Annotated in this window: 26 protein-coding genes; 9 read left to right on the plus strand and 17 right to left on the minus strand. The window is 72.1% G+C overall.

Annotation, left to right across the window (positions count from 1 at the left end; all coding sequences use genetic code 11):
• Positions 1-150: 150 nt before the first annotated feature.
• The 4 genes from TNCT1_RS07060 to cseC are packed head-to-tail and all read left to right on the plus strand — an operon-like array spanning position 151 to position 3,451.
• Positions 151-690, plus strand: coding sequence for a SigE family RNA polymerase sigma factor (locus tag TNCT1_RS07060; RefSeq protein ID WP_143629518.1), 540 nt, complete (start codon positions 151-153; stop codon positions 688-690).
• Positions 691-731: 41 nt separating this feature from the next.
• Positions 732-1,331: a hypothetical protein gene (locus tag TNCT1_RS07065; RefSeq protein WP_143629520.1), complete on the plus strand. Its 600-nt coding sequence runs from the start codon at positions 732-734 to the stop codon at positions 1,329-1,331.
• A gap of 50 nt (positions 1,332-1,381) precedes the next feature.
• Complete coding sequence (gene cseB, locus TNCT1_RS07070) at positions 1,382-2,086, plus strand: two-component system response regulator CseB (protein ID WP_143629523.1); 705 nt, start codon at positions 1,382-1,384, stop codon at positions 2,084-2,086.
• Positions 2,087-2,098: 12 nt separating this feature from the next.
• Positions 2,099-3,451 carry a two-component system sensor histidine kinase CseC gene (cseC, locus tag TNCT1_RS07075; RefSeq protein WP_143629525.1) on the plus strand — a complete coding sequence of 451 codons (1,353 nt, stop codon included), beginning with the start codon at positions 2,099-2,101 and terminating at the stop codon, positions 3,449-3,451.
• A gap of 195 nt (positions 3,452-3,646) precedes the next feature.
• On the opposite strand, the gene TNCT1_RS07080 is transcribed toward cseC, so the two are convergent.
• Positions 3,647-5,221, minus strand: coding sequence for an MDR family MFS transporter (locus TNCT1_RS07080; RefSeq protein ID WP_268894158.1), 1,575 nt, complete (start codon positions 5,219-5,221; stop codon positions 3,647-3,649).
• A 122-nt stretch (positions 5,222-5,343) separates the two neighbouring features.
• Between TNCT1_RS07080 and TNCT1_RS07085 the strand changes: the two genes are divergently transcribed.
• The gene (locus tag TNCT1_RS07085; protein WP_143629527.1) at positions 5,344-5,943 is read left to right on the plus strand and encodes a TetR/AcrR family transcriptional regulator; all 600 of its coding nucleotides are present in this window, start codon (positions 5,344-5,346) and stop codon (positions 5,941-5,943) included.
• A gap of 1 nt (position 5,944) precedes the next feature.
• Here the strand turns inward: TNCT1_RS07085 and TNCT1_RS07090 are convergent, their stop codons facing one another.
• A complete protein-coding gene (locus tag TNCT1_RS07090) occupies positions 5,945-6,496 on the minus strand; it encodes a M23 family metallopeptidase (RefSeq protein WP_143630415.1) in 552 nt (183 codons plus the stop codon).
• A gap of 552 nt (positions 6,497-7,048) precedes the next feature.
• Here TNCT1_RS07090 and TNCT1_RS07095 point away from each other — a divergent pair.
• On the plus strand, positions 7,049-7,696 hold the full coding sequence (locus tag TNCT1_RS07095; protein ID WP_143629529.1) for an HAD family acid phosphatase: 648 nt from the start codon (positions 7,049-7,051) through the stop codon (positions 7,694-7,696).
• 72 nt (positions 7,697-7,768) lie between these two features.
• Here the strand turns inward: TNCT1_RS07095 and TNCT1_RS07100 are convergent, their stop codons facing one another.
• Entirely contained in the window at positions 7,769-10,294 is a 2,526-nt protein-coding gene (locus tag TNCT1_RS07100) for an ATP-dependent Clp protease ATP-binding subunit (RefSeq protein WP_143629531.1), read from the minus strand.
• A 430-nt stretch (positions 10,295-10,724) separates the two neighbouring features.
• Here TNCT1_RS07100 and TNCT1_RS07110 point away from each other — a divergent pair, with 430 nt between their 5' ends.
• Positions 10,725-11,411, plus strand: coding sequence for an SCO3374 family protein (locus TNCT1_RS07110; protein ID WP_143629535.1), 687 nt, complete (start codon positions 10,725-10,727; stop codon positions 11,409-11,411).
• Here the strand turns inward: TNCT1_RS07110 and TNCT1_RS07115 are convergent.
• The 10 genes from TNCT1_RS07115 to TNCT1_RS07155 form a co-directional block, all read right to left on the minus strand.
• Positions 11,390-11,725 carry an Lsr2 family protein gene (locus TNCT1_RS07115; RefSeq protein WP_143629537.1) on the minus strand — a complete coding sequence of 112 codons (336 nt, stop codon included), beginning with the start codon at positions 11,723-11,725 and terminating at the stop codon, positions 11,390-11,392. The genes TNCT1_RS07110 and TNCT1_RS07115 overlap by 22 nt on opposite strands.
• Positions 11,726-11,930: 205 nt before the next feature.
• Positions 11,931-12,464 carry an amino-acid N-acetyltransferase gene (locus TNCT1_RS07120; RefSeq protein WP_143629539.1) on the minus strand — a complete coding sequence of 178 codons (534 nt, stop codon included), beginning with the start codon at positions 12,462-12,464 and terminating at the stop codon, positions 11,931-11,933.
• Between the two features lie 9 nt (positions 12,465-12,473).
• The gene (locus tag TNCT1_RS07125; RefSeq protein WP_235902454.1) at positions 12,474-12,905 is read right to left on the minus strand and encodes a BlaI/MecI/CopY family transcriptional regulator; all 432 of its coding nucleotides are present in this window, start codon (positions 12,903-12,905) and stop codon (positions 12,474-12,476) included.
• Positions 12,906-13,098: 193 nt separating this feature from the next.
• Complete coding sequence (locus TNCT1_RS35770; protein WP_174266186.1) at positions 13,099-13,275, minus strand: hypothetical protein; 177 nt, start codon at positions 13,273-13,275, stop codon at positions 13,099-13,101.
• 55 nt (positions 13,276-13,330) lie between these two features.
• A complete protein-coding gene (locus tag TNCT1_RS07130; RefSeq protein WP_143630416.1) occupies positions 13,331-13,990 on the minus strand; it encodes a hypothetical protein in 660 nt (219 codons plus the stop codon).
• A gap of 170 nt (positions 13,991-14,160) precedes the next feature.
• Positions 14,161-14,958 carry a type III pantothenate kinase gene (locus TNCT1_RS07135; RefSeq protein WP_143629543.1) on the minus strand — a complete coding sequence of 266 codons (798 nt, stop codon included), beginning with the start codon at positions 14,956-14,958 and terminating at the stop codon, positions 14,161-14,163.
• 5 nt (positions 14,959-14,963) lie between these two features.
• On the minus strand, positions 14,964-15,941 hold the full coding sequence (gene nadC / locus TNCT1_RS07140; protein WP_143629545.1) for a carboxylating nicotinate-nucleotide diphosphorylase: 978 nt from the start codon (positions 15,939-15,941) through the stop codon (positions 14,964-14,966).
• A 5-nt stretch (positions 15,942-15,946) separates the two neighbouring features.
• A complete protein-coding gene (locus tag TNCT1_RS07145) occupies positions 15,947-17,707 on the minus strand; it encodes an L-aspartate oxidase (protein WP_143630417.1) in 1,761 nt (586 codons plus the stop codon).
• An 11-nt stretch (positions 17,708-17,718) separates the two neighbouring features.
• Complete coding sequence (gene panC / locus TNCT1_RS07150; protein ID WP_143629547.1) at positions 17,719-18,720, minus strand: pantoate--beta-alanine ligase; 1,002 nt, start codon at positions 18,718-18,720, stop codon at positions 17,719-17,721.
• Positions 18,720-19,673, minus strand: coding sequence for a Rossmann-like and DUF2520 domain-containing protein (locus tag TNCT1_RS07155; protein ID WP_143629549.1), 954 nt, complete (start codon positions 19,671-19,673; stop codon positions 18,720-18,722). The genes panC and TNCT1_RS07155 overlap by 1 nt, the downstream gene beginning before the upstream one ends.
• A 173-nt stretch (positions 19,674-19,846) precedes the next feature.
• Between TNCT1_RS07155 and TNCT1_RS07160 the strand changes: the two genes are divergently transcribed.
• Positions 19,847-21,019, plus strand: coding sequence for a low specificity L-threonine aldolase (locus TNCT1_RS07160; protein WP_143629551.1), 1,173 nt, complete (start codon positions 19,847-19,849; stop codon positions 21,017-21,019).
• A gap of 37 nt (positions 21,020-21,056) precedes the next feature.
• On the opposite strand, the gene TNCT1_RS07165 is transcribed toward TNCT1_RS07160, so the two are convergent.
• From TNCT1_RS07165 to TNCT1_RS07175, 3 genes are all read right to left on the minus strand, one after another.
• A complete protein-coding gene (locus tag TNCT1_RS07165) occupies positions 21,057-21,689 on the minus strand; it encodes an AAA family ATPase (protein WP_143629553.1) in 633 nt (210 codons plus the stop codon).
• A gap of 54 nt (positions 21,690-21,743) precedes the next feature.
• A complete protein-coding gene (locus tag TNCT1_RS07170) occupies positions 21,744-22,415 on the minus strand; it encodes a response regulator transcription factor (RefSeq protein ID WP_143629555.1) in 672 nt (223 codons plus the stop codon).
• 108 nt (positions 22,416-22,523) lie between these two features.
• Positions 22,524-23,729: a sensor histidine kinase gene (locus TNCT1_RS07175; protein ID WP_143629557.1), complete on the minus strand. Its 1,206-nt coding sequence runs from the start codon at positions 23,727-23,729 to the stop codon at positions 22,524-22,526.
• A gap of 118 nt (positions 23,730-23,847) precedes the next feature.
• Here TNCT1_RS07175 and TNCT1_RS07180 point away from each other — a divergent pair, with 118 nt between their 5' ends.
• A complete protein-coding gene (locus TNCT1_RS07180; protein WP_143629559.1) occupies positions 23,848-24,855 on the plus strand; it encodes an SAM-dependent methyltransferase in 1,008 nt (335 codons plus the stop codon).
• A 108-nt stretch (positions 24,856-24,963) separates the two neighbouring features.
• Here the strand turns inward: TNCT1_RS07180 and TNCT1_RS07185 are convergent, their stop codons facing one another.
• Positions 24,964-26,112, minus strand: coding sequence for an NADH-quinone oxidoreductase subunit D (locus tag TNCT1_RS07185; protein ID WP_143629561.1), 1,149 nt, complete (start codon positions 26,110-26,112; stop codon positions 24,964-24,966).
• Positions 26,113-26,122: the final 10 nt, after the last annotated feature.

Consider the following 26,122-nt stretch of genomic DNA (forward strand, 5'->3'; position numbering starts at 1 on the left):
GACAGCCGATTGCCGGCCGCAGGCTGCTGCGCACAGCCTCGTGACAACCGCTCCGTAGCTTTCTTCTCATGCCCGACGGACCAACGGGCGAGCAGGACGGCGGGACTTCAGGCACGGGCCTGAGTACACGGGGAACGGAGGCGGTCGATCATGGCGCAGGGTGAGGTGCTCGGGTTCGAGGAGTACGTCCGCACCCGGCAGGAGGCGCTGCTGCGCAGCGCCCGCCGGCTGGTCCCGGACCCGGTCGACGCCCAGGACCTGCTGCAGACCGCCCTGGTGCGGACGTACGGCCGCTGGGACGGGATCGCCGACAAGCGGCTCGCGGACGCCTATCTGCGCCGGGTGATGATCAACACCCGTACCGAGTGGTGGCGGGCGCGCAAGCTGGAGGAGGTCCCCACCGAGCAGCTCCCGGAGTCCGCGGTGGAGGACGCCACCGAGCAGCACGCCGACCGGGCCCTGCTGATGGACGTCATGAAGGTGCTCGCACCGAAGCAGCGCAGTGTCGTGGTGCTGCGACACTGGGAGCAGATGTCCACCGAGGAGACGGCCGCCGCACTCGGCATGTCGGCCGGAACGGTCAAGAGCACGCTGCACCGGGCGCTCGCCCGGCTCCGTGAGGAGCTGGAGGCGCGCGATCTGGACGCACGCGCGCTGGAGCGTGAGGAGCGGGAGCGTTGCGCGGCCTGATGGGGGCCGGGCCCGAGCGGGCCCGAGGCAGTTCATTGGCGGTGATCGCGGCAGCGGCCTCGGTCACCGCCCTCGCCCTTTTCGCCGCCGCCTGCGGTACCGGGGGGACGGGCGCGCGGGACGAGGGCCCGGCGCACGCCTCCGCGGTGGCGGGCGCCGTCGCCTCGCCGCCGCCCAGCCCGTCCGGCTCCTACCGGCAGGTGGACGCGGTGGCGCTGCTGCGGCACGACCCCGAGGTGTCGGCCTCGGTCAAGCGCGACCTCAAGCCGTGCAACGGCGACGACTACCCGGTCGACGTGTCCTACGGAGACCTGACCGGCGGCGCCGCGAGCGACGTCGTGGTCAACGTGCTGACCTGTGCGGACGCGGTGGGCGTCGGCTCGTACGTCTACCGGGACGAGAACGGCGCGTACAAGAATGTGTTCAGGTCCGAGGAGTCCCCGGTCTACGCGGAGATCGTGCAGGGCGTCCTGACCGTGACCAAGCAGGTGTACCGCAGGGGCGACCCGATCTCGCGCCCGTCCGGCGAGGACGTCATCCCCTACGAGTGGCGGGCGGGGCGCTTCGCCCAGGGCAAGCCCGTCCACAACGACTACAGCAAATCCGTCGGCGGGGGTGCCACACCCCAGCCGGACAACTGACCGGCCCGAGCACCACCGGCCACGAGCACCCGAGGACTGAGAGCACCCGGATGGCAGACCAGACCCACGTCCTGTTCGTCGAGGACGACGACGTCATCCGTGAGGCCACCCAGCTCGCCCTGGAGCGGGACGGCTTCGCGGTCACCGCCATGCCCGACGGGCTGTCCGGGCTGGAGTCGTTCCGGGCGAACCGGCCCGACATCGCGCTGCTCGACGTCATGGTCCCGGGCCTGGACGGCGTCAGCCTGTGCCGCCGCATCCGGGACGAGTCGACGGTGCCGGTGATCATGCTGTCGGCGCGCGCCGACTCCATTGACGTGGTCCTCGGTCTAGAGGCGGGCGCCGACGACTACGTGACCAAGCCGTTCGACGGCGCCGTGCTGGTCGCCCGGATCCGCGCGGTGCTGCGCCGCTTCGGGCACGCGGGCGGCTCAGCGGCCGGCTCCGGCTCCGCGGCGGACCCGAACGGCGGGACGCTGACCTTCGGCGAGCTGGAGATCGACACCGAGGGCATGGAGGTGCGCCGGGCCGGGCGGCCGGTGGCGCTCACCCCGACCGAGATGCGGCTGCTGCTGGAGTTCTCCGCCGCGCCCGGCACCGTGCTCTCCCGCGACAAGCTGCTGGAGCGGGTCTGGGACTACGGCTGGGGCGGGGACACCCGCGTCGTCGACGTCCATGTGCAGCGGCTGCGCCAGAAGATCGGCCAGGACCGGATCGAGACGGTCCGTGGGTTCGGCTACAAGTTGAGGGCCTGAGCGGAGCGCGACATGCGGGGGATCATTCGGCGCCCGATGCGGCGCGTGGAACGGGCGGGACTGCGGACCGGGCTGAGATGGAAGCTGAGCGCGGCGATCGCGCTGGTCGCCGGCCTGGTGGCGATCGCGCTGAGCCTGGTCGTGCACAACGCCGCCCGGGTCTCCATGCTGGACAACGCCCGTGACCTGGCCAACGCGCGGGTGCAGATCGCGCAGCGCAACTACGAGCTGGGCGGCCGGCCGAACTTCCCGAGCATCAAGATCGACGACCCGGGCCTGCCGGCCCCGCTGCGCGAGAAGGTGATGGAGGGCCGCCGGGCCAGCTACGTGGGCGACCACGGCGGCGGGCCGGACATCTGGGCGGCCGTGCCGGTCAAGGACGGCCACGTGCTGTCCCTGCACAGCAACTTCCCCGACCGCTCCACGGACGTGATGAAGGACCTCGACCAGGCGCTGGTCATCGGCTCCATCGCGGTCGTGCTCGGCGGCAGCGCGCTCGGCGTGCTGATCGGCGGGCAGCTCTCGCGGCGGCTGCGCAAGGCGGCGGCCGCGGCGGGCCAGGTCGCCAAGGGGGAGACGGACGTACGGGTGCGGGAGGCCATCGGCGGGGTCGTGCGGGACGAGACGGACGATCTCGCGCGCGCGGTGGACGCCATGGCGGACGCGCTGCGGCAGCGGCTGGAGGCCGAGCGGCGGGTGACCGCCGACATCGCGCACGAGCTGCGCACCCCGGTGACGGGCCTGCTGACGGCCGCCGAGCTGCTGCCGCCGGGGCGCCCCACGGAGCTGGTCCTGGACCGGGCGAAGGCGATGCGCACCCTGGTCGAGGACGTGCTGGAGGTGGCCCGGCTGGACAGCGCTTCCGAGCGGGCCGAGCTGCAGGACATCATGCTGGGCGAGTTCGTCTCCCGGCGGGTCGCGGCCAAGGACCCGGACATCACCGTGCGGGTGGTGCACGAGTCGGAGGTCACGACCGACCCGCGCCGACTGGAGCGGGTGCTGTTCAACCTGCTGGCCAACGCCGCGCGGCACGGCAGACCGCCGGTGGAGGTGACCGTGGAGGGCCGGGTCATCCGGGTCCGCGACCACGGCCCCGGCTTCCCCGAGGCCCTGGTCGCCGAGGGGCCGAGCCGCTTCCGCACCGGCAGCGCGGACCGTGCGGGCCAGGGGCACGGCCTGGGCCTGACCATCGCGGCCGGCCAGGCCCGGGTGCTGGGCGCCCGGCTGACCTTCCGCAACGTGCGCCCGGCCGGCGCCCCCGAGCACATCCCCGCGGAGGGCGCGGTCGCCGTCCTCTGGCTCCCGGAGCACGCCCCCACCAACACCGGCAGCCACCCCATGCTGCCGGCGTCCGGCGGCCGCTAGGTCCGCCGACACGGGCGGTCGGACTCTGGGCGGCGTGGACCCGCGTGCGGCACCGTGCGGGCTCGTGGGCAGGACTCAGGGGCCCGCTGCCCGACCGCCGCCCTGCACCCCGGACCCGTTGCCGGTGCCCGCCGCCCGGCACGGCGAAGGCCCCCGGGGCGGACACCCGCCGGGGGCCTTCGGACCGGAAGTGGCTCAGAGAGCCTCGGTCACCTCGGGCTTCTGGGGGCCGCCCTTGAGCGGCACCTCCTTCACGAACAGCGCCGCGATCAGCACGAGGACCGCGATCACCGCGCCGAGCAGGAACGCCGAGTGCGTACCGGCGGACACCGCGTGCTGGTACGCCTCCCGCGCCTGCACCGGCAGCTTCGCCAGGCTCGCCGCGTCGAGCTGCGCCGACCTCTCGGTCACCTTGGAGCCCAGCGCGCCGGCCTTCTCCGCCATGACGTCCTGGACCTTGTGGTTGAACAGCGCGCCCATGACGGCCACACCGAAGGAGGAGCCGAGGGTGCGGAACAGCGTGGTGGAGGAGGACGCCACGCCCATGTCCTTCATCTCCACGCTGTTCTGCGCCACCAGCATGGTGATCTGCATCAGGCAGCCCATGCCCGCGCCCAGCACGGCCATGTAGATGCCGGAGGTGAGCCGCGTGGTGCCGGTGTCCATCAGCGACAGCAGGTACAGCCCGACGACCATCAGCACGCCGCCGACGATCGGGAACACCTTGTAGCGGCCGCTGTTGGTGGTGATCCGGCCGGCCACCATCGAGGTCACCAGCATCGCGCCGAGCATCGGCAGGAGCAGCAGACCGGAGTTGGTGGCGGAGGCGCCCTGGACCGCCTGCTGGTACAGCGGCAGGAAGAGGGTGGCGCCGAACATCACGAAGCCGGTGACGAAGCCGATGACCGACATCAGGGTGAAGTTGCCGCTGCGGAAGATGTGCAGCGGCAGGACCGGCTCGGCGGCCCTGGTCTGCCAGAACACGAACCCGACCAGCGCGGCGACGCCGATGCCGATCAGCTCCATGATCCGCGCGGAGGTCCAGGCGTACTCGGTGCCGCCCCAGGTGGTGACGAGCACGATGGCGGTGATGCCGACGGTCAGCAGCACGACGCCGAGGTAGTCGATGCCCGCCTTGGACCGCTTCTTCGGCAGGTGCAGCACGGCGCTGACCAGCGCGAGCGCGACGGCGCCGAGCGGCAGGTTGATGTAGAAGGACCAGCGCCAGCCCCAGTTGTCGGTGATGGTGCCGCCGACCAGCGGGCCGCCGATCATCGCCAGCGCCATGACGCCGGCCATCATGCCCTGGTACTTGCCGCGCTCCCGCGGCGGGATCAGGTCGCCGATGATCGCCATGACGCCGACCATCAGACCGCCGGCGCCGAGGCCCTGCACGGCCCGGAACCCGATGAGCTGACCCATGTCCTGGGCCATGCCGCTCAGCGCGGAGCCGATCAGGAAGATCACGATCGAGCTGAGGAAGGTGGCCTTGCGGCCGAACATGTCGCCGAGCTTGCCCCAGACAGGGGTCGCCGCCGCGGTCGCCAGGGTGTAGCCGGTCACCACCCAGGACAGGTGCTCCAGGCCGCCGAGCTCACCGACGATCGTCGGCATCGCGGTGCCCACGATCATGTTGTCGAGCATCGCGAGCATCATCGCGATCATGAGCGCGAGCAGGACCACCCGCACGCTCTTCGGCTGCTTCTCCTGCGATGTGTCCGGCTGTCCGGGGGTTCCCCGGTCCGTCGCGGCCGCTTGTGTGTCCGCCATCTCTCCCACTCCCCCTGACGGCCCCTTACTTGCCGCCCGGCTAGTTCACTACAGTGGGGGAAGGTAGACCCGCCACTAGCCGGTCGTCAAGTAAGTTTTGCGGGAGCGCGAGGAGTACGAGGATGGGCGTCACCATGGACGGCACCAAGCAGCAGCGGCGCGGCAACACCCGCCAGCGCATCCAGGACGTGGCGCTCGAACTCTTCGCCGAGCAGGGCTACGAGAAGACCTCCCTGCGCGAGATCGCCGAGCGTCTCGACGTCACGAAGGCGGCCCTGTACTACCACTTCAAGACGAAGGAAGAGATCATCGTCAGCCTCTTCGAGGATCTGACGCAGCCGATCGAGGACCTGATCGAGTGGGGCCGCAGTCAGCCGCACACGCTGGAGACCAAGCAGGAGATCGTACGGCGCTACAGCCAGGCGCTGGCCGCCGCGGAACCCCTGTTCCGGTTCATGCAGGAGAACCAGGCGACGGTGCGCGAGCTGCGCATCGGTGAGTCCTTCAAGGACCGGATGCGCGGCCTCAGGGACATCATCATCGACCCCGAGGCCCAACTCGTCGACCAGGTCCGCTGCGTGAGCGCGCTGTTCACGCTGCACGCGGGGATGTTCGTGATGCAGGACCTGGAAGGCGACTTCGAGAAGAAGCGCGCGGCCGTCCTCGAAGTCGCCGTGGATCTCGTCACGCAGGCGCATCAAGGCGCCCACGGGGAACGGTAGATCAGACCTTCACGCCGTGGGACTTGAGGAAGACCACCGGGTTGACGGCGGAACCGTAGTTCGGCGTGGTCCGGATCTCGAAGTGCAGGTGCGGGCCGGTGGAGTTGCCGGTGCTGCCCGAGAGGGCTATGTGCTGGCCGGTCTTGACGGCCTGGCCGACCTTGACGTCGATCCGGGACAGGTGCGCGTACTGCGAGTACGTGCCGTTGTCGTGCTTGATGACGATGGCGTTGCCGTAGGCGGGGCCGTCACCGGCGCCGTTGGGGCCGGCCTTGACGACGGTGCCGTCGTGCGCGGCCAGGACCTCGGTACCGGTCGGGACCGCGAAGTCCTGACCGCTGTGCTTGTGCGCCCAGTGGCTGCCGTCCTGCATGAAGCTGGCGGACAGCGTGTACTGCTTCACCGGGTCGATCCAGGAAGCGGCCGACGGGGTGGCCGCGCTCGCGACCCCGGTCCCCACCACGGCCGTGGCGCCGAGTCCGGCAGCCAGCACGGCCACGCGGGTGCGGAGCGAGGACGTACGCGAAGAACGGGACGTGAAGCGCTGGAACATCGAAACCTCGTGGGCTAGGAGACGGATGAGCCGTGCGACGTACAGGCGTTCGCCGCGTCGGCCATTCATTGGTAACCCACCACCTCATCCACCCACAAAGCCCTCCTTGTACGGCGTCATGTAGTAGACAGGCGTAAAAGCACCCACTTCTTGACAGACACCGACTCTTCGGACACCACCGCCCCTGACCTGCACTTTCCTCGTCACTCTCTGGACGAAATGCCCCACTTTGCCCCTATACGGAACAGCACTAACCCGCCTAGTACCGGGTGTTTCCCCTGTGCCGCTTGTCACCGCCGGGGCGGCCTCCAGAGCGCCGGAATGTGACGTGGGCTACTCGCTTAAGGGGTGCGGCAGTTGACGCCGAGGGGTGCTCTCCGGTCCCTGACGCCCCGTCATCCCGTTCTACCGGGCCCGGGAAATGTGACGCAGACCCCTGTACGACTACCGTTCAGTAACCCTACGGTTCCTCTCGCGCCACCCTCAGCACTGATCATGCCCCTGACAGTCACCGTTCTGCCGTGCAGCACGGACGTGAGAGGACCCCCACCGATGACCAGACGCCCCTGGGCGCGCCGCGTATCCGCCACCGCCGTCTCCGCGGCCGCGCTCGCCGCCCTGGCCGCCCCCGCCGAGGCCGCCGGTACGGCAGCGAGCACGGGCTCCACCGCCACCGCCACCGCCACCGCCACCGCCACCGCCGCCAAGGTCGACCACGCCACCTGGCAGAAGGACTGCCAGGCGGTCATGGACCAGGCCCTGCCCTACCTGGAGGGCCGCATAGCCGCGGCCGGGCCCGGCGAGAAGCAGGCGATCGTCTTCGACGTCGACAACACGACTCTGGAGACCGACTTCGGCTTCAGCTTCCCGCAGCCCGCCAACAAGCCGGTGCTGGACGTCGCCCGGTACGCCCAGGAGCACGGCGTCTCGCTCTTCTTCGTCACCGCCCGCCCGGGCATCATCGAGGCGCCCACCGAGTGGAACCTCGAGCACGACGGCTACGAGGTCTCCGGCCTGCGGGTCCGCGGCTTCCTCGACCTCTTCAAGGACGTCGCCGCCTACAAGACCGCCCAGCGCGCCGACATCGAGAAGCGCGGCTACACGATCATCGCCAACATCGGCAACAGCGCCACCGACCTGTCGGGCGGCCACGCCGAGAGGACGTACAAGCTGCCGGACTACGACGGCCAGCTGTCCTGACGCACGGCGAAAGGGGCTGCCCCGGGACCGAAGTCCCGGGGCAGCCCCTTTGGCGTTCGCGGCCCCGGAGGGTTACGCGTCCTTGCTCAGGTTCGGACCGGCACCGCCGGCCGCCTGCTCGATCGGCGGGACGTCGGGCAGCGCCGACTTCTCCTCACCGCGGAAGGTGAAGGTCTGGGAGTCGCCCTCGCCCTCGGTGTCCACGACCACGATGTGACCGGGGCGCAGCTCGCCGAAGAGGATCTTCTCGGAGAGCGTGTCCTCGATCTCGCGCTGGATCGTGCGGCGCAGCGGCCGGGCGCCCAGCACCGGGTCGTAACCCTTCTTGGACAGCAGCTCCTTGGCGGTCTGGGACAGCTCGATGCCCATGTCCCGGTCCTTCAGGCGCTCGTCCACCTTGCTGATCATCAGGTCGACGATCCGCAGGATGTCGTCCTGCGTGAGCTGCGGGAAGACGACCACGTCGTCGACACGGTTGAGGAACTCGGGGCGGAAGTGCTGCTTGAGCTCGTCCGAGACCTTGTTCTTCATGCGCTCGTAGTTGGACTTCGTGTCGCCCTGGGCCGCGAAGCCCAGGTTGAAGCCCTTGGAGATGTCCCGGGTGCCGAGGTTGGTCGTCATGATGATGACCGTGTTCTTGAAGTCCACGACCCGGCCCTGGGAGTCGGTCAGGCGACCGTCCTCCAGGATCTGCAGCAGCGAGTTGAAGATGTCCGGGTGGGCCTTCTCGACCTCGTCGAAGAGGACGACGGAGAACGGCTTGCGGCGGACCTTCTCGGTGAGCTGGCCGCCCTCCTCGTAGCCCACGTAGCCGGGGGGCGAGCCGAAGAGCCGCGAGACCGTGTGCTTCTCGCTGAACTCCGACATGTCGAGGGAGATCAGCGCGTCCTCGTCGCCGAAGAGGAACTCGGCGAGCGCCTTGGACAGTTCGGTCTTACCGACGCCGGACGGGCCGGCGAAGATGAACGAACCACCCGGACGCTTCGGGTCCTTCAGACCGGCACGCGTACGGCGGATCGCCTTCGACAGCGCCTTGACGGCGTCGACCTGCCCGATGACCCGCTTGTGGAGCTCGTCCTCCATGCGCAGCAGACGCGAGGACTCCTCCTCGGTCAGCTTGAAGACCGGGATGCCGGTGGCGGTCGCGAGGACCTCGGCGATCAGCTCGCCGTCGACCTCGGCGACGACGTCCATGTCGCCGGCCTTCCACTCCTTCTCCCGCTTGGCCTTGGCGGCCAGGAGCTGCTTCTCCTTGTCGCGCAGGGAGGCGGCCTTCTCGAAGTCCTGCGAGTCGATCGCGGACTCCTTGTCCCGGCGGACGCCGGCGATCTTCTCGTCGAACTCGCGCAGGTCCGGCGGAGCGGTCATCCGGCGGATGCGCATCCGGGAACCGGCCTCGTCGATCAGGTCGATCGCCTTGTCGGGCAGGAAGCGGTCCGAGATGTAGCGGTCGGCCAGGGTGGCGGCCTGCACCAGCGCCTCGTCCGTGATGGAGACCCGGTGGTGGGCCTCGTACCGGTCACGCAGACCCTTGAGGATCTCGATCGTGTGCGGCAGGGACGGCTCGGCGACCTGGATGGGCTGGAAGCGGCGCTCGAGGGCCGCGTCCTTCTCCAGGTGCTTGCGGTACTCGTCCAGGGTGGTGGCGCCGATGGTCTGCAGCTCACCGCGGGCCAGCATCGGCTTCAGGATGGAGGCCGCGTCGATGGCGCCCTCGGCGGCACCCGCACCGACCAGCGTGTGCAGCTCGTCGATGAACAGGATGATGTCGCCGCGGGTACGGATCTCCTTGAGCACCTTCTTCAGGCGCTCCTCGAAGTCACCGCGGTAGCGGGAGCCGGCGACCAGCGCGCCGAGGTCCAGGGTGTAGAGGTGCTTGTCCTTGAGGGTCTCGGGCACCTCGCCCTTGACGATGGCCTGGGCGAGGCCCTCGACGACGGCGGTCTTGCCGACGCCGGGCTCACCGATCAGCACCGGGTTGTTCTTGGTACGGCGGGACAGCACCTGCATGACCCGCTCGATCTCCTTCTCGCGCCCGATGACCGGGTCGAGCTTGGACTCACGAGCGGCCTGGGTGAGGTTCCGGCCGAACTGGTCGAGGACCAGGGACGTCGAGGGGGTGCCCTCGGCAGGGCCGCCGGCGGTGGCGGTCTCCTTGCCCTGGTAGCCGGAGAGCAGCTGGATCACCTGCTGCCGCACCCGGTTGAGGTCTGCGCCCAGCTTGACCAGGACCTGGGCGGCGACGCCCTCGCCCTCACGGATCAGGCCGAGCAGGATGTGCTCCGTGCCGATGTAGTTGTGGCCCAGCTGAAGGGCCTCGCGGAGCGACAGCTCCAGGACCTTCTTGGCACGGGGAGTGAAGGGGATGTGACCGGACGGGGCCTGCTGGCCCTGGCCGATGATCTCCTCCACCTGCTGGCGGACCGCCTCAAGCGAAATGCCGAGGCTCTCCAGGGCCTTAGCGGCGACACCTTCGCCCTCGTGGATGAGACCCAGGAGGATGTGCTCGGTGCCGATGTAGTTGTGGTTGAGCATCCGGGCTTCTTCCTGAGCCAGGACGACAACCCGCCGCGCGCGGTCGGTGAACCTCTCGAACATCGTTAATCGCTCCTCAGAGCGGTCAGGCAGTGGGGGGAACTTCCCCTCCCTGTCCTACCGCAGCTTAGTCCCGCAAGCGGGGACCGCTCATTCCAACTGCCGACACCGTCGATGGCCTCCTGACCCCGAACGCCGACATCTGTCCCAACCCGATGGTGCGAGACGATGTTCCCGCAGGCCAGGCAGTTACCCCAGTCGCCAGTACGCCGATGGCGAACGTGAGGCCGTCCGTCCTGCGTGTCGCCCCCTCCCACTAGGCATGTCTTACCCGCTGGGACTGACACTCCATGCCGCACCCCCGGGTTCCCTCCGCTATGGGCGAACAACCTTGTGGCTGCCCGGACCCCCGCACGCCCCCCTGTCCCGCGCAGTGCGCGACGATCGAGGTGCCCAGCGTAACCACGGGCCGGATGCGACGGTTGCACCTGGCATGGCTGGCTCGGTCCCCGCGACCTCATCGGTCCCCCTCCCCTGTCGTCCGTCCGATCCGGCACCGCCCGGCTTACGGGCGTACGGCCTGGACCCGGAGACCGGGGACCGGCACTGGTACGAGAACGAACTCGGCTGGCCGACCGTGCCCGGACGGCCGCCGATGCTGGTCACGGGGGTCCACTACGACGTCCTGGACGTGCCGGCCGGGGCGGGCGCCCCGGCGCTGCGGCACCTCGGCCCGGGTTCCCCGGTGGCCCTGTGGGGCGGGCGGATGCGGCTGCTGGTGGCCGCGGGCAGCGCGGAGGAGCTGCCGGGGGTGCTGGAGTGGCTGGAGTGGCGCGGGCTGGTGCCCGAGCTGCGGGCGCTGGGCGAAGGCTGCCTGATGGAGGCGCCCGCTCCGCCCGGGGCGGCGCACTCCGCCGCGCTGCCACCGGCGCGGGGTTCCGGCGCCGGGCGCGGATCGGATTCCGTGCAGGGGGCCGCCGTGTGGCTGCGGCCCCCCGGGCCGGGGGGTGAGGCCGAGGCCTCGCTGCCGGCGTTGCCGGCCGTGGGGGGCCCGACAGGCGCCCCGGATCTCGTACGACTGGTGGACACGCTGGCGACGCACTGCCATCGCGCCCGGCTGCGGCCCGCGAACGCCCGGCCGCCCGCCTGCGGGGGAAATCAGCCGTTGGCCTTCTCGTAGGCCTCGCGAATGGACGCGGGAACACGGCCGCGGTCGTTGACCTCGTAACCGTTCTCCTTGGCCCACGCGCGGATCGCCGCCGTGTCCTGGTTGCCACCGGAAGCGGGACGCGTCTTTCCGCGTCCGCCGGCGGCACGGCCCCCAGTACGACGACCGCCCTTCACATAGGGCTCGAGAAGGCCACGCAGCTTGTCCGCATTGGTCGTCGTGAGATCGATCTCGTAGGTCTTGCCGTCCAGCGCGAACGTCACCGTCTCGTCCGCCTCGCCGCCGTCGAGGTCGTCGACAAGAAGGACCTGAACCTTCTGTGCCACCGTATTTCCTTTCATCGATAACGTGCGGGCCAGGGCTGTGTGCGGCGTCCGCCGTTTCGCCGCCCCTGTTATATGCAGTACTGCAGTACGTCGGAAAGCAAACCGCTTTTGCCGGAAAAACACAAACCCCTGGGAGAGACCCGGGGGCCCGCAGCGCTCCGGAAACATGCGCGTTTCGGACATAGGGCACCGCGGGCATTGACGATCACAGATGCAGAAGCATCCGGCTGTTGCCCAAGGTGTTCGGTTTCACTCGTTCGAGACCGAGGAACTCCGCGACGCCCTCGTCATAGGAACGGAGCAGCTCCGCGTACACATCGGTGTCGACGGGGGTCTCACCGATCTCCACGAAGCCGTGCTTCTGGAAGAAGTCCACTTCGAAGGTCAGACAGAAAACGCGGCGAACGCCGAGCCAGCGCGCGGTCTGCAGCAACTTCTCCAGCAAGTGGTGCCCGACCCCGGCGCCCTTGAGACCCGGCTTCACCGCGAGAGTGCGGACTTCGGCCAGGTCCTCCCACATGACGTGCAGCGCACCGCAGCCGACCACCTCTGCGTTGTCGTCCCGTTCCGCGACCCAGAACTCCTGGATGTCCTCGTAAAGGGTGACCATGGCTTTGTCGAGCAGGATGCGGTCTCGGACGTAGGCGTCGAGGAGGTGGCGCACGGCCGGCACATCGCTGGTCCGGGCCCGCCGGACGGTGATGGCTTTCGCGGGGACTTCGGGACGTTCTGCTGACATGTGCGGACGCTATCGCCCGGAGGTGTCCCCCGCCGCGCCGGGGTTCTGCTCTTCGGGGGCTTCGCGGGGTTCCGCGGCTTCCCGCGCTTGTGCCGCTTCCCGCGCTTGCGCGGTTTCCGGTCCCTGCACGATGCGTACGGCGTCGCTGAGTGCCTGGCGCTGTTCCTCGCTCATCATCCCGAAGAACGCGACGAGAGCGGCGGCCGCGTTGTCGCTCTGCGACCAGGCGTCGTTCATCAGCGCGGCGGCGTAGGCGGCTCGGGTGGAGACGGCCTCATATCGATAGGCGCGCCCTTCCGCCTCGCGGCGCACCCAGCCCTTCTGGTGGAGATTGTCCAAAACGGTCATCACGGTGGTGTACGCGATGGACCGTTCCCGCTGGAGGTCTTCCAGGACTTCCCGAACGGTCACCGGGCGGTTCCACTTCCACACCCGCGTCATGACCGCGTCTTCGAGTTCTCCCAATGGGCGAGGCACAGCTCAGAACAATAGTGGGAGATTCCACCGAAGGCCTGCCGGACGTGCGCCAAGGCCGCCGAAGCGAACAAAAAGGGCGTACGGCCCGGCGGCACCGGGTGGGGTGCGCGGAGCCGTACGCCCGGAGGGGCGGGTGGGCCGGGAGGTCCGGGAGGGCTCAGGCTTCCGCGGCGGGGGCCTCGCGTCCGCCCTCCACGCGCGCGAGGGCGGCGTCGACGGCCGCGTCCTCCTTGGCCTTGGCGGCCCCGCCCTGGGTCTTCACGATCACCCTGACCACACCGATGAAGAACACGGCCATGACGACCGGGGGCACGAGCGCGGCGACGTAGTCCATGACACCAGAGTAGCCACGCGGGCCGGGACGAATGGGGCGGGGTGGGCGCCGTCGCTCAGCCGGCGGCCAGTTCCCGCGAGCGTGCCCGGCCGGCGGGCGGCGCGGGCGGCTTGCGGCGCGGGAAGACCTCGCCCGGCGTGGGGACGGGGCGTTTCGGGGCCGGGTCCGCCGCGGGGCGCTCGGCGGGCCGCCCGGGAGGGGTCTGCCCGGGCTTCGGGGCGGGCTTGCGGGCGGGCTCCTCCCGCTCCTCGGCCTCCCGGGCCACCTCGTCCCCCGCGCCGCCCCTGAGGGCCAGCAGGCGCGTCCTGGAGGGCGGTACGGCGGGAGCGGGAACCTTGCGCGCGCCCTGCGCGAAGCGGGCCCGCACGTCCTGCTCGGCGAGCGCACGGCAACGCTCCAGCAGGACGGCGCCCTTCGGGTTCCCGCGCAGCGCCCGCAGGGCGGCCAGGTCGTCCGGCGTCGGCCGGTGCCCGGTGGCCAGCACCTCCTCCAGCAGGGTGAGGTAGCCGGCCGCCGTGCCCGGCAGGGCGGCGCGGTACCGGGCGAGGTCGGCCACCAGGAAGGCGCGCAGCCGGGCCGCCTCGCACACCGCCTCGTCCAGGGACGCGGCGAGACGGAAGCAGTCCTTGACGTCCTCGGCGGACGCTCGGCCTGGGTGGAGGGCGAGGGCGAGGGCGCGGCGGAGCACTCGCAGCTCCTCCGCTCCGAACGCCATGCCGCCGCGGGATCCGTAGGGCGTGGGCATGCGGAGACGCTACCGCTAATCGGACAAAAGTGACGGATCGGGGCGTTGTGTTCGCGCGTGTCGCCGCCCGGTTTCCCCCGTCTGGTGTCACCCGCGCGTGTGAACGGCGAGAACCGGCGCCCCACCGGGCGCCGGTCCCTTCACTGCCTCGACACGTTCCGCTCGTAGACCATGCGCAGTCCGATCAGGGTCAGCCAGGGCTGGTGCTCGTCGATCACCGAGGACTCCCCCAGCACCACCGGCGCGAGGCCACCGGTGGCGATCACCGTGACGTCGTCGGGGTCGTCGGCCAGCTCCCTGGCCATCCGGTTCACCACGCCGTCGACCTGCCCGGCGAAGCCGTACACGACGCCCGACTGCATGGCCTCGACGGTGGACTTGCCGATCACGTTGCGCGGCCGGGCCACCTCGATCTTCCGCAGCTGGGCGGCCCTGATCCCGAGGGCCTCCACCGAGATCTCGATGCCGGGCGCGATGACCCCGCCGAGGTACTCCCCGCGCGCGGAGACCGCGTCGAAGGTGGTCGCCGTGCCGAAGTCGACGACGATCGCCGGGCCGCCGTACAGCTCGTTCGCCGCGACCGCGTTGATGATCCGGTCGGCGCCGACCTCCTTGGGGTTGTCGAACTGGATCGGCACCCCGGTCTTGACGCCCGGTTCGACCAGCACCGCGGGCACGTCGCCGTAGTAGCGGCGGGTGACCTCGCGCAGTTCGTGCAGCACGGACGGAACGGTCGCGCAGATGGCGATGCCGTCGATGCCGTCGCCCAGGCCGTCGCCGAGCAGCGGGTGCATGCCCATCAGGCCGTGCAGCAGGACCGCGAGCTCGTCCGCGGTGCGGCGCGCGTCCGTGGAGATGCGCCAGTGCTCGACGATGTCCTCGCCGTCGAACAGGCCGAGCACGGTGTGCGTGTTTCCGACGTCGATCGTGAGCAGCATGGGTGTTACTCCGCCTCGCGCAGGTCCAGGCCGACGTCCAGGATCGGCGAGGAGTGGGTGAGGGCGCCGACGGCCAGGAAGTCCACGCCGGTGTCGGCGTACGCGCGCGCGGTGTCGAGCGTGAGCCGGCCGGACGCCTCCAGCAGCGCCCGCCCGGCGACGATGCCGACGGCCTCCGCGCACTCGCCGGGCGTGAAGTTGTCCAGCAGGACCAGGTCGGCGCCCGCCTCGACGACCTCGCGCAGCTGGTGCAGGGTGTCGACCTCGACCTCGATCGGCACGTCCGGGAAGGCCTCCCGCACGGCCTTGAAGGCCGGTGCGACGCCGCCGGCGGCGACCACGTGGTTGTCCTTCACCAGGGCCGCGTCCGAGAGCGACATGCGGTGGTTGACGCCGCCGCCGCAGCGCACGGCGAACTTCTCCAGGGAGCGCAGTCCGGGCGTGGTCTTGCGGGTGTCGCGCACCCGGGCCTTGGTGCCCTCCAGGACGTCCGCCCACGCGCGCGTGGCGGTCGCGATGCCGGACAGGCGGCACAGCAGGTTCAGGGCGCTGCGCTCGGCGGTGAGCAGGTCCCGGGTGCGCGTGGTGACCGACAGCAGCTTCTGCCCGGCCTCGACCCGGTCGCCGTCCTCGACGTGCCGCTCGACCTCGAACTCGTCGGTGCAGACCACCGAGAGCACGGCCTCGGCGACCCGCAGGCCCGCCACCACGCCGGCCTCGCGCGCGGTGAAGTCGCCGGTGGCGACGGCGTCCTCGGGGATGGTCGAGACGGTCGTCACGTCCACCCCGCCGTCCAGGTCCTCCTGGATGGCGACGTTGGCGATGTCCTCCACCTCGACGGGGTCGAGGCCGGCGGCGGCCAGCAGTTCGGCGAGCGCGGGGTCGAGCCCGCACTCCAGGTACTCCTCGTCGCCCTCGGCGCCGCAGGCGCAGCCGTCGCCGCAGCCGCCGGTCGGGGCGAGGGGAAGGTCGTCGGTGCTCACTTCTGTCACTGCTCCTGGGAAGGCTGGTGGGGCCGGGTAGGGGGGAAGTCTGCGGTGTCGGTGGTGCCGACGGCCAGCGACCGGTCCGGGCCGAGCCGTACGACGATGTGGCGCCGCCAGTGTGCGTCGTCGCGCTCGGCGCGGTCCTCGCGCCAGTGGCAGCCGCGGGTCTCCTCGCGCCGCAGGGCGGCGGCGACCAGGACCCGGGCCACGCACAGGAGGTTGGTGGCCTCCCAGGTGTCGACGCCGGGCTCGGCGGTCTTGCCGTTGTCCCGCAGGGCGTCGCGGGCCTCGGCGTGCAGCCGCTGGAGCTGGTCGGCGGCCCGCTGGAGTGAGTCAGCCGAGCGCAGCACGCCCGCGCCCCGGGTCATGATCCGCTGGATGGCGAACCGGGACTCGGGGGCCAGCAGCGGCTGCTCGGGCGTCTCGGGGTGTGCGAGCGGCTCGGGCACGCGCGCGCGGAGGCCGCCCGCCTCCCGCGCGCCGGCGATGTCGGCGGCGATGCGCTCGGCGTACACGAGGCCTTCGAGCAGGGAGTTGGAGGCGAGCCGGTTGGCGCCGTGCACACCGGTGCAGGCGACCTCGCCGCACGCGTACAGGCCGGGCACGGTCGTGCGCCCGCGCTCGTCGGTGCGCACGCCGCCGGAGGCGTAGTGGGCGGCCGGGGCGACCGGGACGGGCTCCGTCACCGGGTCGATGCCGTGGGCGCGGCAGGCGGCCAGGATGGTCGGGAAGCGGTGCTCCCACATCTCGGCGCCGAAATGCCGGGCGTCGAGGTACATGTGCTCGGCGTCCTGCTCCTGCATCCGCCGTGTGATGCCCTTGGCGACGATGTCCCGGGGCGCCAACTCGGCCAGCTCGTGCTGCCCCACCATGAAGCGCACGCCGTCCGCGTCGACCAGGTGGGCGCCCTCGCCGCGCACCGCCTCGGACACCAGCGGCTGCTGCCCCTCGGCGTCCGCGCCGAGGAACAGCACGGTCGGGTGGAACTGCACGAACTCCAGGTCGCTGACCTCGGCGCCCGCGCGCAGCGCCAGGGCCACGCCGTCGCCGGTCGACACCGAGGGGTTGGTGGTCGCGGAGAACACCTGGCCCATGCCGCCGGTCGCCAGGACCACCGCGGGGGCGTGCACGGCGCCCACGCCGTCGTGCTGGCCCTCGCCCATCACGTGCAGGGTGACGCCGGCCGTGCGGCCCCCGTCGTCGGTCAGCAGGTCGAGCACGAGCGCGTTCTCGACGGTGCGCAGCCCACGCGCGCGCACCGCCTCCACCAGGGCGCGGGAGATCTCCGCGCCGGTGGCGTCGCCGCCCGCGTGCGCGATGCGGCGCCGGTGGTGGCCGCCCTCGCGGGTGAGCTCGATGCCGCCCTCGTCGTCGGTGTCGAAGTGGGCGCCGGTGGAGATCAGCCGCCGTACGGCGTCGGGGCCCTCGGTGACGAGGATGCGCACCGCCTGCTCGTCGCAGAGGCCGGCGCCCGCCACCAGGGTGTCGTCCAGGTGCTGTTCGGGGGTGTCGCCCTCGCCGAGGGCGGCCGCGATGCCGCCCTGCGCCCAGCGCGTGGAGCCGTCGTCGAGGCGGGCCTTGGTGACGACGACCGTGGTCAGGCCCGCGGCCTCGCAGCGCAGCGCGGCGGTCAGGCCCGCCACCCCGGAGCCGACGACGACCACGTCCGCGGAGATGCTCCACCCGGGCGCGGGCGCGTGCAGGCGGGGGCGAGCGCTGGGCGCTCCCGCCGGCGCGTGGTGGTGGGCGACGGACGGGCGTATGCCTGTGCTGGTCACGAGGCGGCTCCGAGGGATCCGAAGGTCAGGGGGAGGTTGTCGATCAACCGGGTGGCGCCGACGCGGGCGGCTACGGCGAGGACGGCCTCACCGGTGAAGCCGTCGCCGATCTCGGTGAAGTCGGCAGGGTCGACCAGGGCGAGGTAGTCCAGCTTCAGCGGCGGGTCGAACCGGGCGGCCTCGTCCAGGACCTGGTGGACGGCGGCGCGGACGGCCGCCGGGCCGCCGGGCGCGGCGGTGGCGACGGCGTGCGCGTCGGCCGCGGCGCGGGACTCGCCTATGGCGCTCAGCGCCTCCGCGCGGGCGTGCGTGGAGGGCACTTCAAGCGCCCGCGCGCGCAGCGCCTCCTGGGCGGCGTGCCGGTCCCGGCCGGCGAACAGGGCACGGGACAGCGCGAGGGCGGTGCGGCGCTCGCCGGGCGAGAGGTAGCGGTTGCGGCTGGACAGGGCGAGCCCGTCCTCCTCGCGCACGGTCGGCACGCCGACGATCTCCACGCCGAAGTTCAGGTCGCGCACCATGCGCCGGATCAGGGCGAGCTGCTGGGCGTCCTTCTGGCCGTACAGGGCGACGTCGGGGCGGGTGAGGTGCAGCAGCTTGGCGACGACGGTGAGCATCCCGTCGAAGTGGCCGGGCCGCGAGGCCCCCTCCAGGCGCTCGCCCATGGGGCCGGCGGTGACGCGCACCTGCGGCTCGCCGCCCGGGTAGACCTCCTCGACGCTGGGCGCGAAGACGGCGTCGGCGCCCGCCTGTGCGGCGACCTTCAGGTCGGCGTCCAGGGTGCGCGGGTAGCGGTCGAGGTCCTCGCCGGCGCCGAACTGCAGCGGATTGACGAAGACGGTGACGACGACCTCGCCGTCCGGTCCGGCGATCCGGCGCGCGGTGCGGATCAGCGTGGCGTGACCCTCGTGCAGCGCGCCCATGGTCATCACGACGGCACGGCGGCCGCGGCGCACGCGCGCGTGCAGCTCTTCGGCGGTGCTCAGCAGGGCGGTGGTCATCAGGCGTTCCCCTCGGTGCCGTTGGTGCCGTTCATGCCGTCGGGGCCGTCGGGGCCGTCGGCCAGCACGCCCAGGAGGTCCTCGGCGAGCTCCGGCTTCAGCAGCCCGTGGGCGAGGGCCCGGTCGGCGGTGGCGCGGGCCATCGCCAGGTAGCCGGCGACGGTCTGCGGGGAGTGCTCGCGCAGTTCGGCGACGTGCGCGGCGACCGTTCCGGCGTCCCCGCGCGCGACGGGTCCGGTGAGCGCGGCGTCGCCGGAGCGCAGCGCGTTGTCCAGGGCGGCGCCGAGCAGCGGGCCGAGCATCCGGTCGGGGGCGCCGACGCCGGCCGTGCGCAGCAGCTCCATGGACTGCGCCACCAGGGTCACCAGGTGGTTGGCGCCCAGGGCGAGGGCCGCGTGGTACAGGGGGCGGTTCTCCTCGCTGATCCACTCGGGCTCGCCGCCCATCTCGATGACCAGCGCCTCGGCGGCCAGGCGCAGCTCCCCGGGCGCGGTGACCCCGAAGGAGCAGCCCGCGAGGCGCTGGACGTCGACCTGGGTGCCGGTGAACGTCATCGCCGGGTGCAGCGCCAGCGGCAGCGCGCCCGCGCGCAGGGCGGGGTCGAGGACCTTCGCGCCGTACCGGCCGGAGGTGTGCACGAGCAGTTGCCCGGGCCGTACGGCGCCGGTGCCGGCGAGGCCGTCGACCAGGCCGGGCAGCGCGTCGTCGGGGACGGTGAGCAGCACCAGGTCGGCGCGCTGGAGGACCTCGGCGGGCGGCACCAGCGGCACGTCCGGGAGCATGGCCGCGGCGCGTCTGCGGGAGGCGTCGGAGACTCCGGACACGGCCACCGGGCGGTGCCCGGCGAGCTGCAGGGACGCGGCCAGGGCGGGGCCCACGCGTCCGGCGCCGACGACGCCTACGGTGAGCCGCGCGGGGCGGTCCTTGAGGTCTGGCTGGTGGACTGTACTCACGCGACGGAGGCCTTCCCGTTCCAGTCCGCTCTGGGTACCGGACGATTTCTCGTCATGTTAACGCTATCCGGTGCTGCGGCGGCCGGCCGTCCACAGGCTGTGGGTTTCCCCACGGGCCCGGCGCGGGGAAACCCGGCTGCCGCGCCGGGGCCGCGCAGGGCATGATCCCCCGCATGAGCGATACGGCTGAGCAGGACGAGGAACGGTCGGCGGCACAGCGGCTGCGCGAGCGGCGCCGGAGCGCCGTGCGGCAGGCGCGGCGGGTGCTGTCACGCGCGGGCATGCGGGGCACGGTCCGCGAGCAGCTGGCGCTGCTGCAGGAGGCCGCCCCGCATGTGTACGACCTGGACGAGCCGGCGGACATCTACGGCGACGGGGTCGTGGCCGCCCTCGAGGAACGGGTCGCCGCGCTGCTCGGCACGGAGGCCGCCGCGTTCTTCCCGACCGGCACGATGGCTCAGCAGGTCGCCCTTCGCTGCTGGGCGGCGCGCACCGGCGACACCACCGTGGCGCTGCACGGCCTGGCCCATCCCGAGGTGCACGAACGGCACGCGCTCAGCCAGGTCGCCGGTCTGCGCCCGGTCCGCGTGACCAGCGAGCCCCGGCTGCCCACGGCCGAGGAGATACGCGACTTCCCCGAGCCCTTCGGGGCGCTGATGCTGGAGCTGCCCCTCAGGGACGCCGGTTTCCTGCTGCCCTCCTGGGAGGAGCTGACCGAGGTCGTGGCGGCCGCCCGGGAGCGCGACGCGGTGGTGCACTTCGACGGCGCGCGCCTGTGGGAGTCGACCGTCCACCTCGGCCGCTCCCTGGACGAGATCGCCGGTCTGGCGGACAGCGTCTACGTGTCGTTCTACAAGTCCCTCAACGGCTTCGGCGGTGCGGCGCTGGCCGGTCCGGCGGCCCTGGTGGAGGACGCGCGGACCTGGCGCCACCGCTACGGCGGCACGATCTTCCAGCAGTTCCCGACCGCGCTCTCGGCGCTCGTCGGACTGGACCGGGAGCTGCCCCGGCTGCCTGAGTACGTGCGCCACGCGCGCGTGGTCGCGCAGGGGCTGCGCGAGGGGTTCGCCGAGGCGGGCCTGCCGTGGGCGCGGGTCAACCCCGAGGTGCCGCACACCCATGAGTTCCAGGTCTGGCTGCCGTACCGGCCCGAGGTGGTGGCCGAGGCGGCGGTGCGGCAGGGCGAGGAGACCTCGGTGCTGCTCTTCGCGAACGCCTGGCAGGAGGCCGGGCCCGGCATCGCCTGCACCGAGGTCACCGTCGGCTCGGCGGGCCTGGAGTGGACGGCGGACGACGTGCGGGCGGCGGTCGCGGACTTCGCGACCCGGCTTCCGGCGGCGCCGTAGTCGGGGGGCGCCCCAGCCGGGAGGTGTGGCGCGCGGCTCAGTCGAACCGGATGTGGCGCAGGCCCACCCGCGCCTGCCGCAGCCGGGTGCGTACCGGCCCGCCCTGGTGGGGGCGGAGCGTGAGGCCGGCCAGGACGGCGATGCGGTCCGCCGTCCTCGGCACGGTGGCGTGGTCCGTCCACAGGTGTTCGGCGAACTCCGGCTCGCGCAGCCGCCGCAGGCAGTGGTCGAGCCGGCTCACCGCCCAGGTCTCCCGGCCCGGCCCGGCCCCCTTCCGGCCGGGAAGCCGCAGCAGGTGCCCGAGACCGCGCTCGCGCAGCCTCCTGAGCACCGTCTCGCGTTCGGCGAGCAGCGTGAAGTGCCGCACGTCGTGGCCGAGTTCGCGCAGGCGGCCGACCGTCTCGGCGAAGTGGCCGGGGTCGGTCACCGTCATCGGGGCGATGACCACGCCCTCGTGCCCGGTGAGGGCCAGGTCGAGGACCTCGACGACGCCCTGCCGCCAGGACGCAAGGTCCTGGAAGTCGCCGCGCAGTCCGGGCGGAAGCATGCGGTGAAGGCCGAAGCCGACGTGCTCGGGGTCGCAGACGACGCTGCCGGGCAGGCGGCGCTGGATCTCGTACGCGGTCTGCGTCTTGCCGCCCCCGAAGGGGCCGTTGATCCACAGAAGCATGGCGGTGACCCTACCGACGCGGGCCGCCCGCCGGGCCCGGTCAGCCGTGGCCGGTCAGCCGTGGCCGCCGGCCCGCACCAGCCCGGTCTCGTACGCCAGCACCACCACCTGCACCCGGTCGCGCAGGCCGAGCTTGGTCAGGATGCGGCCCACATGGGTCTTCACGGTCGCCTCGGACAGCACCAGCCGGGCCGCGATCTCCCCGTTGGACAGGCCCTGGGCGACCAGCACCATGACCTCGCGCTCGCGTTCCGTGAGCCGCTGCAGCTCCTTGTGCCGGGGCTCCTTGGCGCCGGACGGCAGCATCGGCGCGAACCGGTCCAGCAGGCGCCGGGTGGTGGAGGGCGCCACCACCGCGTCGCCGCTGTGCACGGCGCGGATCGCCGTCAGCAGCTCGCCGGGCGGCACGTCCTTGAGCATGAAACCGGAGGCGCCCGCCTTCAGCCCGGAGAAGGCGTACTCGTCCAGGTCGAACGTGGTCAGGATGAGCACCTTCGGCGCGTCGGGCTCGGCGCAGATCCGCCGGGTGGCCTCCACGCCGTCCAGCTTCGGCATGCGGACGTCCATCAGGACGACGTCGACGCCGGTGGAGCGGACCGTCTGGATGGCCTCGACGCCGTCGCCCGCCTCGGCGACGACCTCCATGTCCGGCTGGGCGGCGAGCACCATCCGGAACCCGGTGCGCAGCAGCACCTGGTCGTCGACGAGCATCACGCGGATCGTCATCGGGGTCCTCTTCCGTTTTCCGTTCGCATCAGGGTGGGGGGTCGTGCGGGTCGTCCGGGGGTCGCGCCGAGGGGCGTGACAGGTGTCAACAGGGGGCGTGCGGCAGCGTCAGTGCGCTGGTTTGAGCGGCAGCAGCACGCTGATGCGGAAGCCTCCCCCAGGGCGCGGGCCGGCGTCCAGGGTGCCGCCGACCATGCCGACCCGCTCCCGCATGCCGATCAGGCCGTGCCCCTGCCCGTCGGCGCCGCCCTCCTCGTACAGCTCGTGCGGGGCGCCCTTGCCGTCGTCCTCCACCAGCAGCCCGAGCCCGTCGTCGAAGTAGACCAGGCGCACGCTCGCGCCCGCGTTGGGCCCGCCGTGCTTGCGGGTGTTGGTGAGCGCCTCCTGCACGATCCGGTACGCGGTCAGCTCCACCCCGCTGGGCAGCGGGCGCGGGGTGCCCTCGACCTTGAAGTCGACGGGCAGGCCCGAGGTACGGCACTGCTCGACGAGGTCGTCGATCTGGTCGACGTCCGGCTGCGGGACGTACTCCCCCGTCTCCTGGTGCTCGCCGGTGCGCAGCACGCCCAGCAGGCGGCGCATCTCGGCGAGGGCCTGACGGCCGGTGGAGGAGATGGTCTCCAGGGCCTTCTTCGCCTGGTCGGGAGCGGCGTCGAGGACGTAGGCGGCGCCGTCGGCCTGCACGACCATCACCGAGACGTTGTGCGCGACGACGTCGTGCAGCTCGCGCGCGATCCGGGCGCGCTCGGCGGCGACCGCCACCTTGGACTGCGCCTCGCGCTCCCGCTCCAGCCGGGCGGCGCGCTCCTCCAGCTGGGCGAAGTAGGCCCGGCGGGTGCGCATGGAGTCGCCGAGCACCCAGGCCAGGGCGAACGGCACGGTCTGGAACACGGCTATCGCGAGCTGGCCCAGCACACCGGTGTGCGCCGCCGGCCAGCGGATCTGGGCCAGGGCGGCCGCGAACAGGCTGACGGTGAGCGCCAGCCGGGAGGCCCAGCGCGCCCCCATCGTCGCGACCGTGTAGGTGATCACCAGCATGGCGAAGTCGGCGACGGTCGACTCGATGTCCAGGACGAGCTGGGCCAGCCCGGTCGTGAGGGCCAGCAGCAGCATCGGCTCGGGGAAACGTCGGCGCAGCGCCACGACGACGCACAGCACGGCGGACACCGCCAGCCCGCCGACGAGCGGCATGTGGTGTCCGGGCACCTTGCTGAGACTCACCACGCTCACGCCGGAGAGCCCGAACAGGACGACGGCCCAGAAGCCGTCGACCCATGTCGGGTGCCTGCGGAGAAAGTCGTAAAGGCGCTGCACGTAACCCAGAGTAGGGAAATGAAGGGAGTGCGGGGGTCAACCGGAGGGCCGATCCCCACGGGGCGGGCGTACTCCGCAAGGTGGAGGAAGTGATCACCTGTGCGCCTAGTCTGTTCCGGTGACGGACGAGGCGACCGCCCGGAGCGGGCACGAGGGACGCGGGTGGCGGCAGGCGGCCCGGGAGGCGCTGTACGGGCCGGGTGGCTTCTACCGGCGGCCCGAGGGCCCGGCCGGACACTTCCGCACGTCGGTCCACGCCTCCCCGCTGTTCGCGCACGCCGTGGCCCGGCTGCTGTGCCGGGTCGACGAGGCGCTCGGCCGGCCGGCCGCCCTGGACTTCGTCGACATGGGGGCCGGGCGGGGCGAGCTGGCCGGCGCGGTGCTCGCGGCCCTGCCGGCCGGCGTGGCCGCCCGCGCGCGCGGGTACGCCGTCGAGCTCGCCGCGCGTCCGGCGGCGCTGGACGAGCGGATCACCTGGCTGAGCGAGCCGCCGGACACGGTCACCGGGCTGCTGTTCGCCAACGAGTGGCTGGACAACGTACCCGTGGACGTCGCCGAGGTGGACGCGGCCGGGGTGCCCCGGCTGGTGCGCGTCGCGGCGGACGGCGCCGAGCGGCTCGGGGAGCCGGTGTCGGGGCCGGACGCGGACTGGCTGGCCCGGTGGTGGCCGCTGCCCGCCGAGTCCGGGCTGCGCGCGGAGCTCGGACGGCCCCGTGACCTGGCCTGGGCGGCGGCGGTCCGGCGGGTGCGGCGGGGGCTCGCGGTCGCCGTGGACTACGCGCACACCGCCGGCGCGCGGCCGCCGTTCGGCACGCTCACCGGGTTCCGGGAGGGGCGCGAGACGGCGCCCGTGCCGGACGGCTCCTGCGACATCACGGCGCATGTCGCGCTCGACGCGTGCGCGGCGGCCTCCCCGCCCGCGCGTCTGCTCACGCAGCGCGACGCCCTGTACGCCCTCGGCGTCACCGGCGCACGCCCCCCGCTCGCACTCGCCTCCACCGACCCGGCGGCCTACGTGCGCGCCCTCGCGAGCGCCGGGGAGGCCGCGGAACTCACCGCCCCGGACGGACTCGGCGGGTTCGGCTGGCTGCTCCGGCCGGTCGGCGTCCCCGACCCGCTCGCCTGAACCCGGCGGCCCGCCGGGCCCCGCCTGCCCCCGCTTGCCCGACTCGTGCCTGATCAGCACCGTCTGGCCCTGCTCGGCGCTCTTGGCCCTGCTTGGCACTGCTCGGCCCTACTTGTCGATGTCTCCCACCACGAAGAACATCGACCCCAGGATCGCCACCATGTCGGCCACCAGCGTCCCCGGCAGCAGTTCGGTCAGCGCCTGGATGTTGTTGAACGACGCCGAGCGCAGCTTCAGCCGGTACGGGGTCTTCTCGCCCTTGCTGACCAGGTAGTAGCCGTTGATCCCGAGCGGGTTCTCGGTCCACGCGTACGTGTGCCCCTCGGGCGCCTTCAGCACCTTCGGCAACCGCTGGTTGACCGGCCCCGGCGGCAGCTCGGCCAGCCGGTCCAGGCAGGCGTCGGCGAGGTCCAGCGCGTTGTGGGTCTGCTCCAGCAGGCACTCGAAGCGGGCCAGGCAGTCGCCCTCGTCCCGGGTGACGACCTTCAGGACGTCCTGGAGCTCGCCGTACGCCAGGTAGGGCTCGTCGCGGCGCAGGTCGAAGTCGACGCCCGAGCCGCGCGCGATGGGCCCGCTCACGCCGTAGGCGTGCACGGCCTCCGGCGCGAGCGCCCCCACGCCACGGGTGCGCCCGCGGAAGATCTCGTTGCCGAGCACCAGGTCGTCGAAGACGTCCATGCGCGAGCGGACGGCGGCGACGGCGGCACGCGCGCGTGCCGCCCAACCGGCCGGCAGGTCCTCCTTGAGGCCGCCGACGCGGTTGAACATGTAGTGCATGCGACCGCCGGAGACCTCCTCCATCACGTTCTGGAGCACCTCGCGCTCCCGGAACGCGTAGAACACCGGTGTGATCCCGCCCAGCTCCAGCGGGTACGACCCGAGGAACATCAGGTGGTTCAGCACCCGGTTCAGCTCGGCGAGCAGCGTGCGCGTCCACACCGCGCGCTCGGGGACCTCCATGCCGAGCATCCGCTCCACCGCGAGGACCACGCCCAGCTCGTTGGAGAACGCCGACAGCCAGTCGTGGCGGTTGGCGAGCATGATGATCTGCCGGTAGTCGCGCGCCTCGAACAGCTTCTCCGCGCCCCGGTGCATGTAGCCGATCACCGGCTCCGCGTGCTGGATGCGCTCGCCGTCCAGCACCAGCTTGAGCCGCAGCACGCCGTGCGTGGACGGATGCTGGGGGCCGATGTTGAGCACCATGTCGGTGCTCTCGGCGGCGCCGCCGACGCCGACCGTGGTCTCCGTCGCAGTCATGGACCCAGTC

The sequence above is a fragment of the Streptomyces sp. 1-11 genome, from assembly GCF_007176755.1.
Taxonomy (GTDB): domain Bacteria; phylum Actinomycetota; class Actinomycetes; order Streptomycetales; family Streptomycetaceae; genus Streptomyces.

What these genes read in the sequence shown, in the direction of transcription:
- TNCT1_RS07185 (WP_143629561.1), bottom strand. Translation starts at nt 26,112, where the DNA reads ATGACTGCGACGGAGACCACGGTCGGCGTCGGCGGCGCCGCCGAGAGC.
- panC (WP_143629547.1), bottom strand. Translation starts at nt 18,720, where the DNA reads ATGACCACCGCCCTGCTGAGCACCGCCGAAGAGCTGCACGCGCGCGTG.
- TNCT1_RS07120 (WP_143629539.1), bottom strand. Translation starts at nt 12,464, where the DNA reads ATGTCAGCAGAACGTCCCGAAGTCCCCGCGAAAGCCATCACCGTCCGG.
- cseC (WP_143629525.1), top strand. Translation starts at nt 2,099, where the DNA reads ATGCGGGGGATCATTCGGCGCCCGATGCGGCGCGTGGAACGGGCGGGA.
- TNCT1_RS07095 (WP_143629529.1), top strand. Translation starts at nt 7,049, where the DNA reads ATGACCAGACGCCCCTGGGCGCGCCGCGTATCCGCCACCGCCGTCTCC.
- TNCT1_RS07085 (WP_143629527.1), top strand. Translation starts at nt 5,344, where the DNA reads ATGGGCGTCACCATGGACGGCACCAAGCAGCAGCGGCGCGGCAACACC.
- TNCT1_RS07135 (WP_143629543.1), bottom strand. Translation starts at nt 14,958, where the DNA reads ATGCTGCTCACGATCGACGTCGGAAACACGCACACCGTGCTCGGCCTG.
- TNCT1_RS35770 (WP_174266186.1), bottom strand. Translation starts at nt 13,275, where the DNA reads ATGGACTACGTCGCCGCGCTCGTGCCCCCGGTCGTCATGGCCGTGTTC.
- TNCT1_RS07060 (WP_143629518.1), top strand. Translation starts at nt 151, where the DNA reads ATGGCGCAGGGTGAGGTGCTCGGGTTCGAGGAGTACGTCCGCACCCGG.
- TNCT1_RS07110 (WP_143629535.1), top strand. Translation starts at nt 10,725, where the DNA reads ATGGCTGGCTCGGTCCCCGCGACCTCATCGGTCCCCCTCCCCTGTCGT.
- TNCT1_RS07130 (WP_143630416.1), bottom strand. Translation starts at nt 13,990, where the DNA reads ATGGCGTTCGGAGCGGAGGAGCTGCGAGTGCTCCGCCGCGCCCTCGCC.
- TNCT1_RS07090 (WP_143630415.1), bottom strand. Translation starts at nt 6,496, where the DNA reads ATGTTCCAGCGCTTCACGTCCCGTTCTTCGCGTACGTCCTCGCTCCGC.
- TNCT1_RS07080 (WP_268894158.1), bottom strand. Translation starts at nt 5,221, where the DNA reads ATGGCGGACACACAAGCGGCCGCGACGGACCGGGGAACCCCCGGACAG.
- cseB (WP_143629523.1), top strand. Translation starts at nt 1,382, where the DNA reads ATGGCAGACCAGACCCACGTCCTGTTCGTCGAGGACGACGACGTCATC.
- TNCT1_RS07160 (WP_143629551.1), top strand. Translation starts at nt 19,847, where the DNA reads ATGAGCGATACGGCTGAGCAGGACGAGGAACGGTCGGCGGCACAGCGG.
- TNCT1_RS07170 (WP_143629555.1), bottom strand. Translation starts at nt 22,415, where the DNA reads ATGACGATCCGCGTGATGCTCGTCGACGACCAGGTGCTGCTGCGCACC.
- TNCT1_RS07165 (WP_143629553.1), bottom strand. Translation starts at nt 21,689, where the DNA reads ATGCTTCTGTGGATCAACGGCCCCTTCGGGGGCGGCAAGACGCAGACC.
- TNCT1_RS07125 (WP_235902454.1), bottom strand. Translation starts at nt 12,905, where the DNA reads ATGACGCGGGTGTGGAAGTGGAACCGCCCGGTGACCGTTCGGGAAGTC.
- TNCT1_RS07100 (WP_143629531.1), bottom strand. Translation starts at nt 10,294, where the DNA reads ATGTTCGAGAGGTTCACCGACCGCGCGCGGCGGGTTGTCGTCCTGGCT.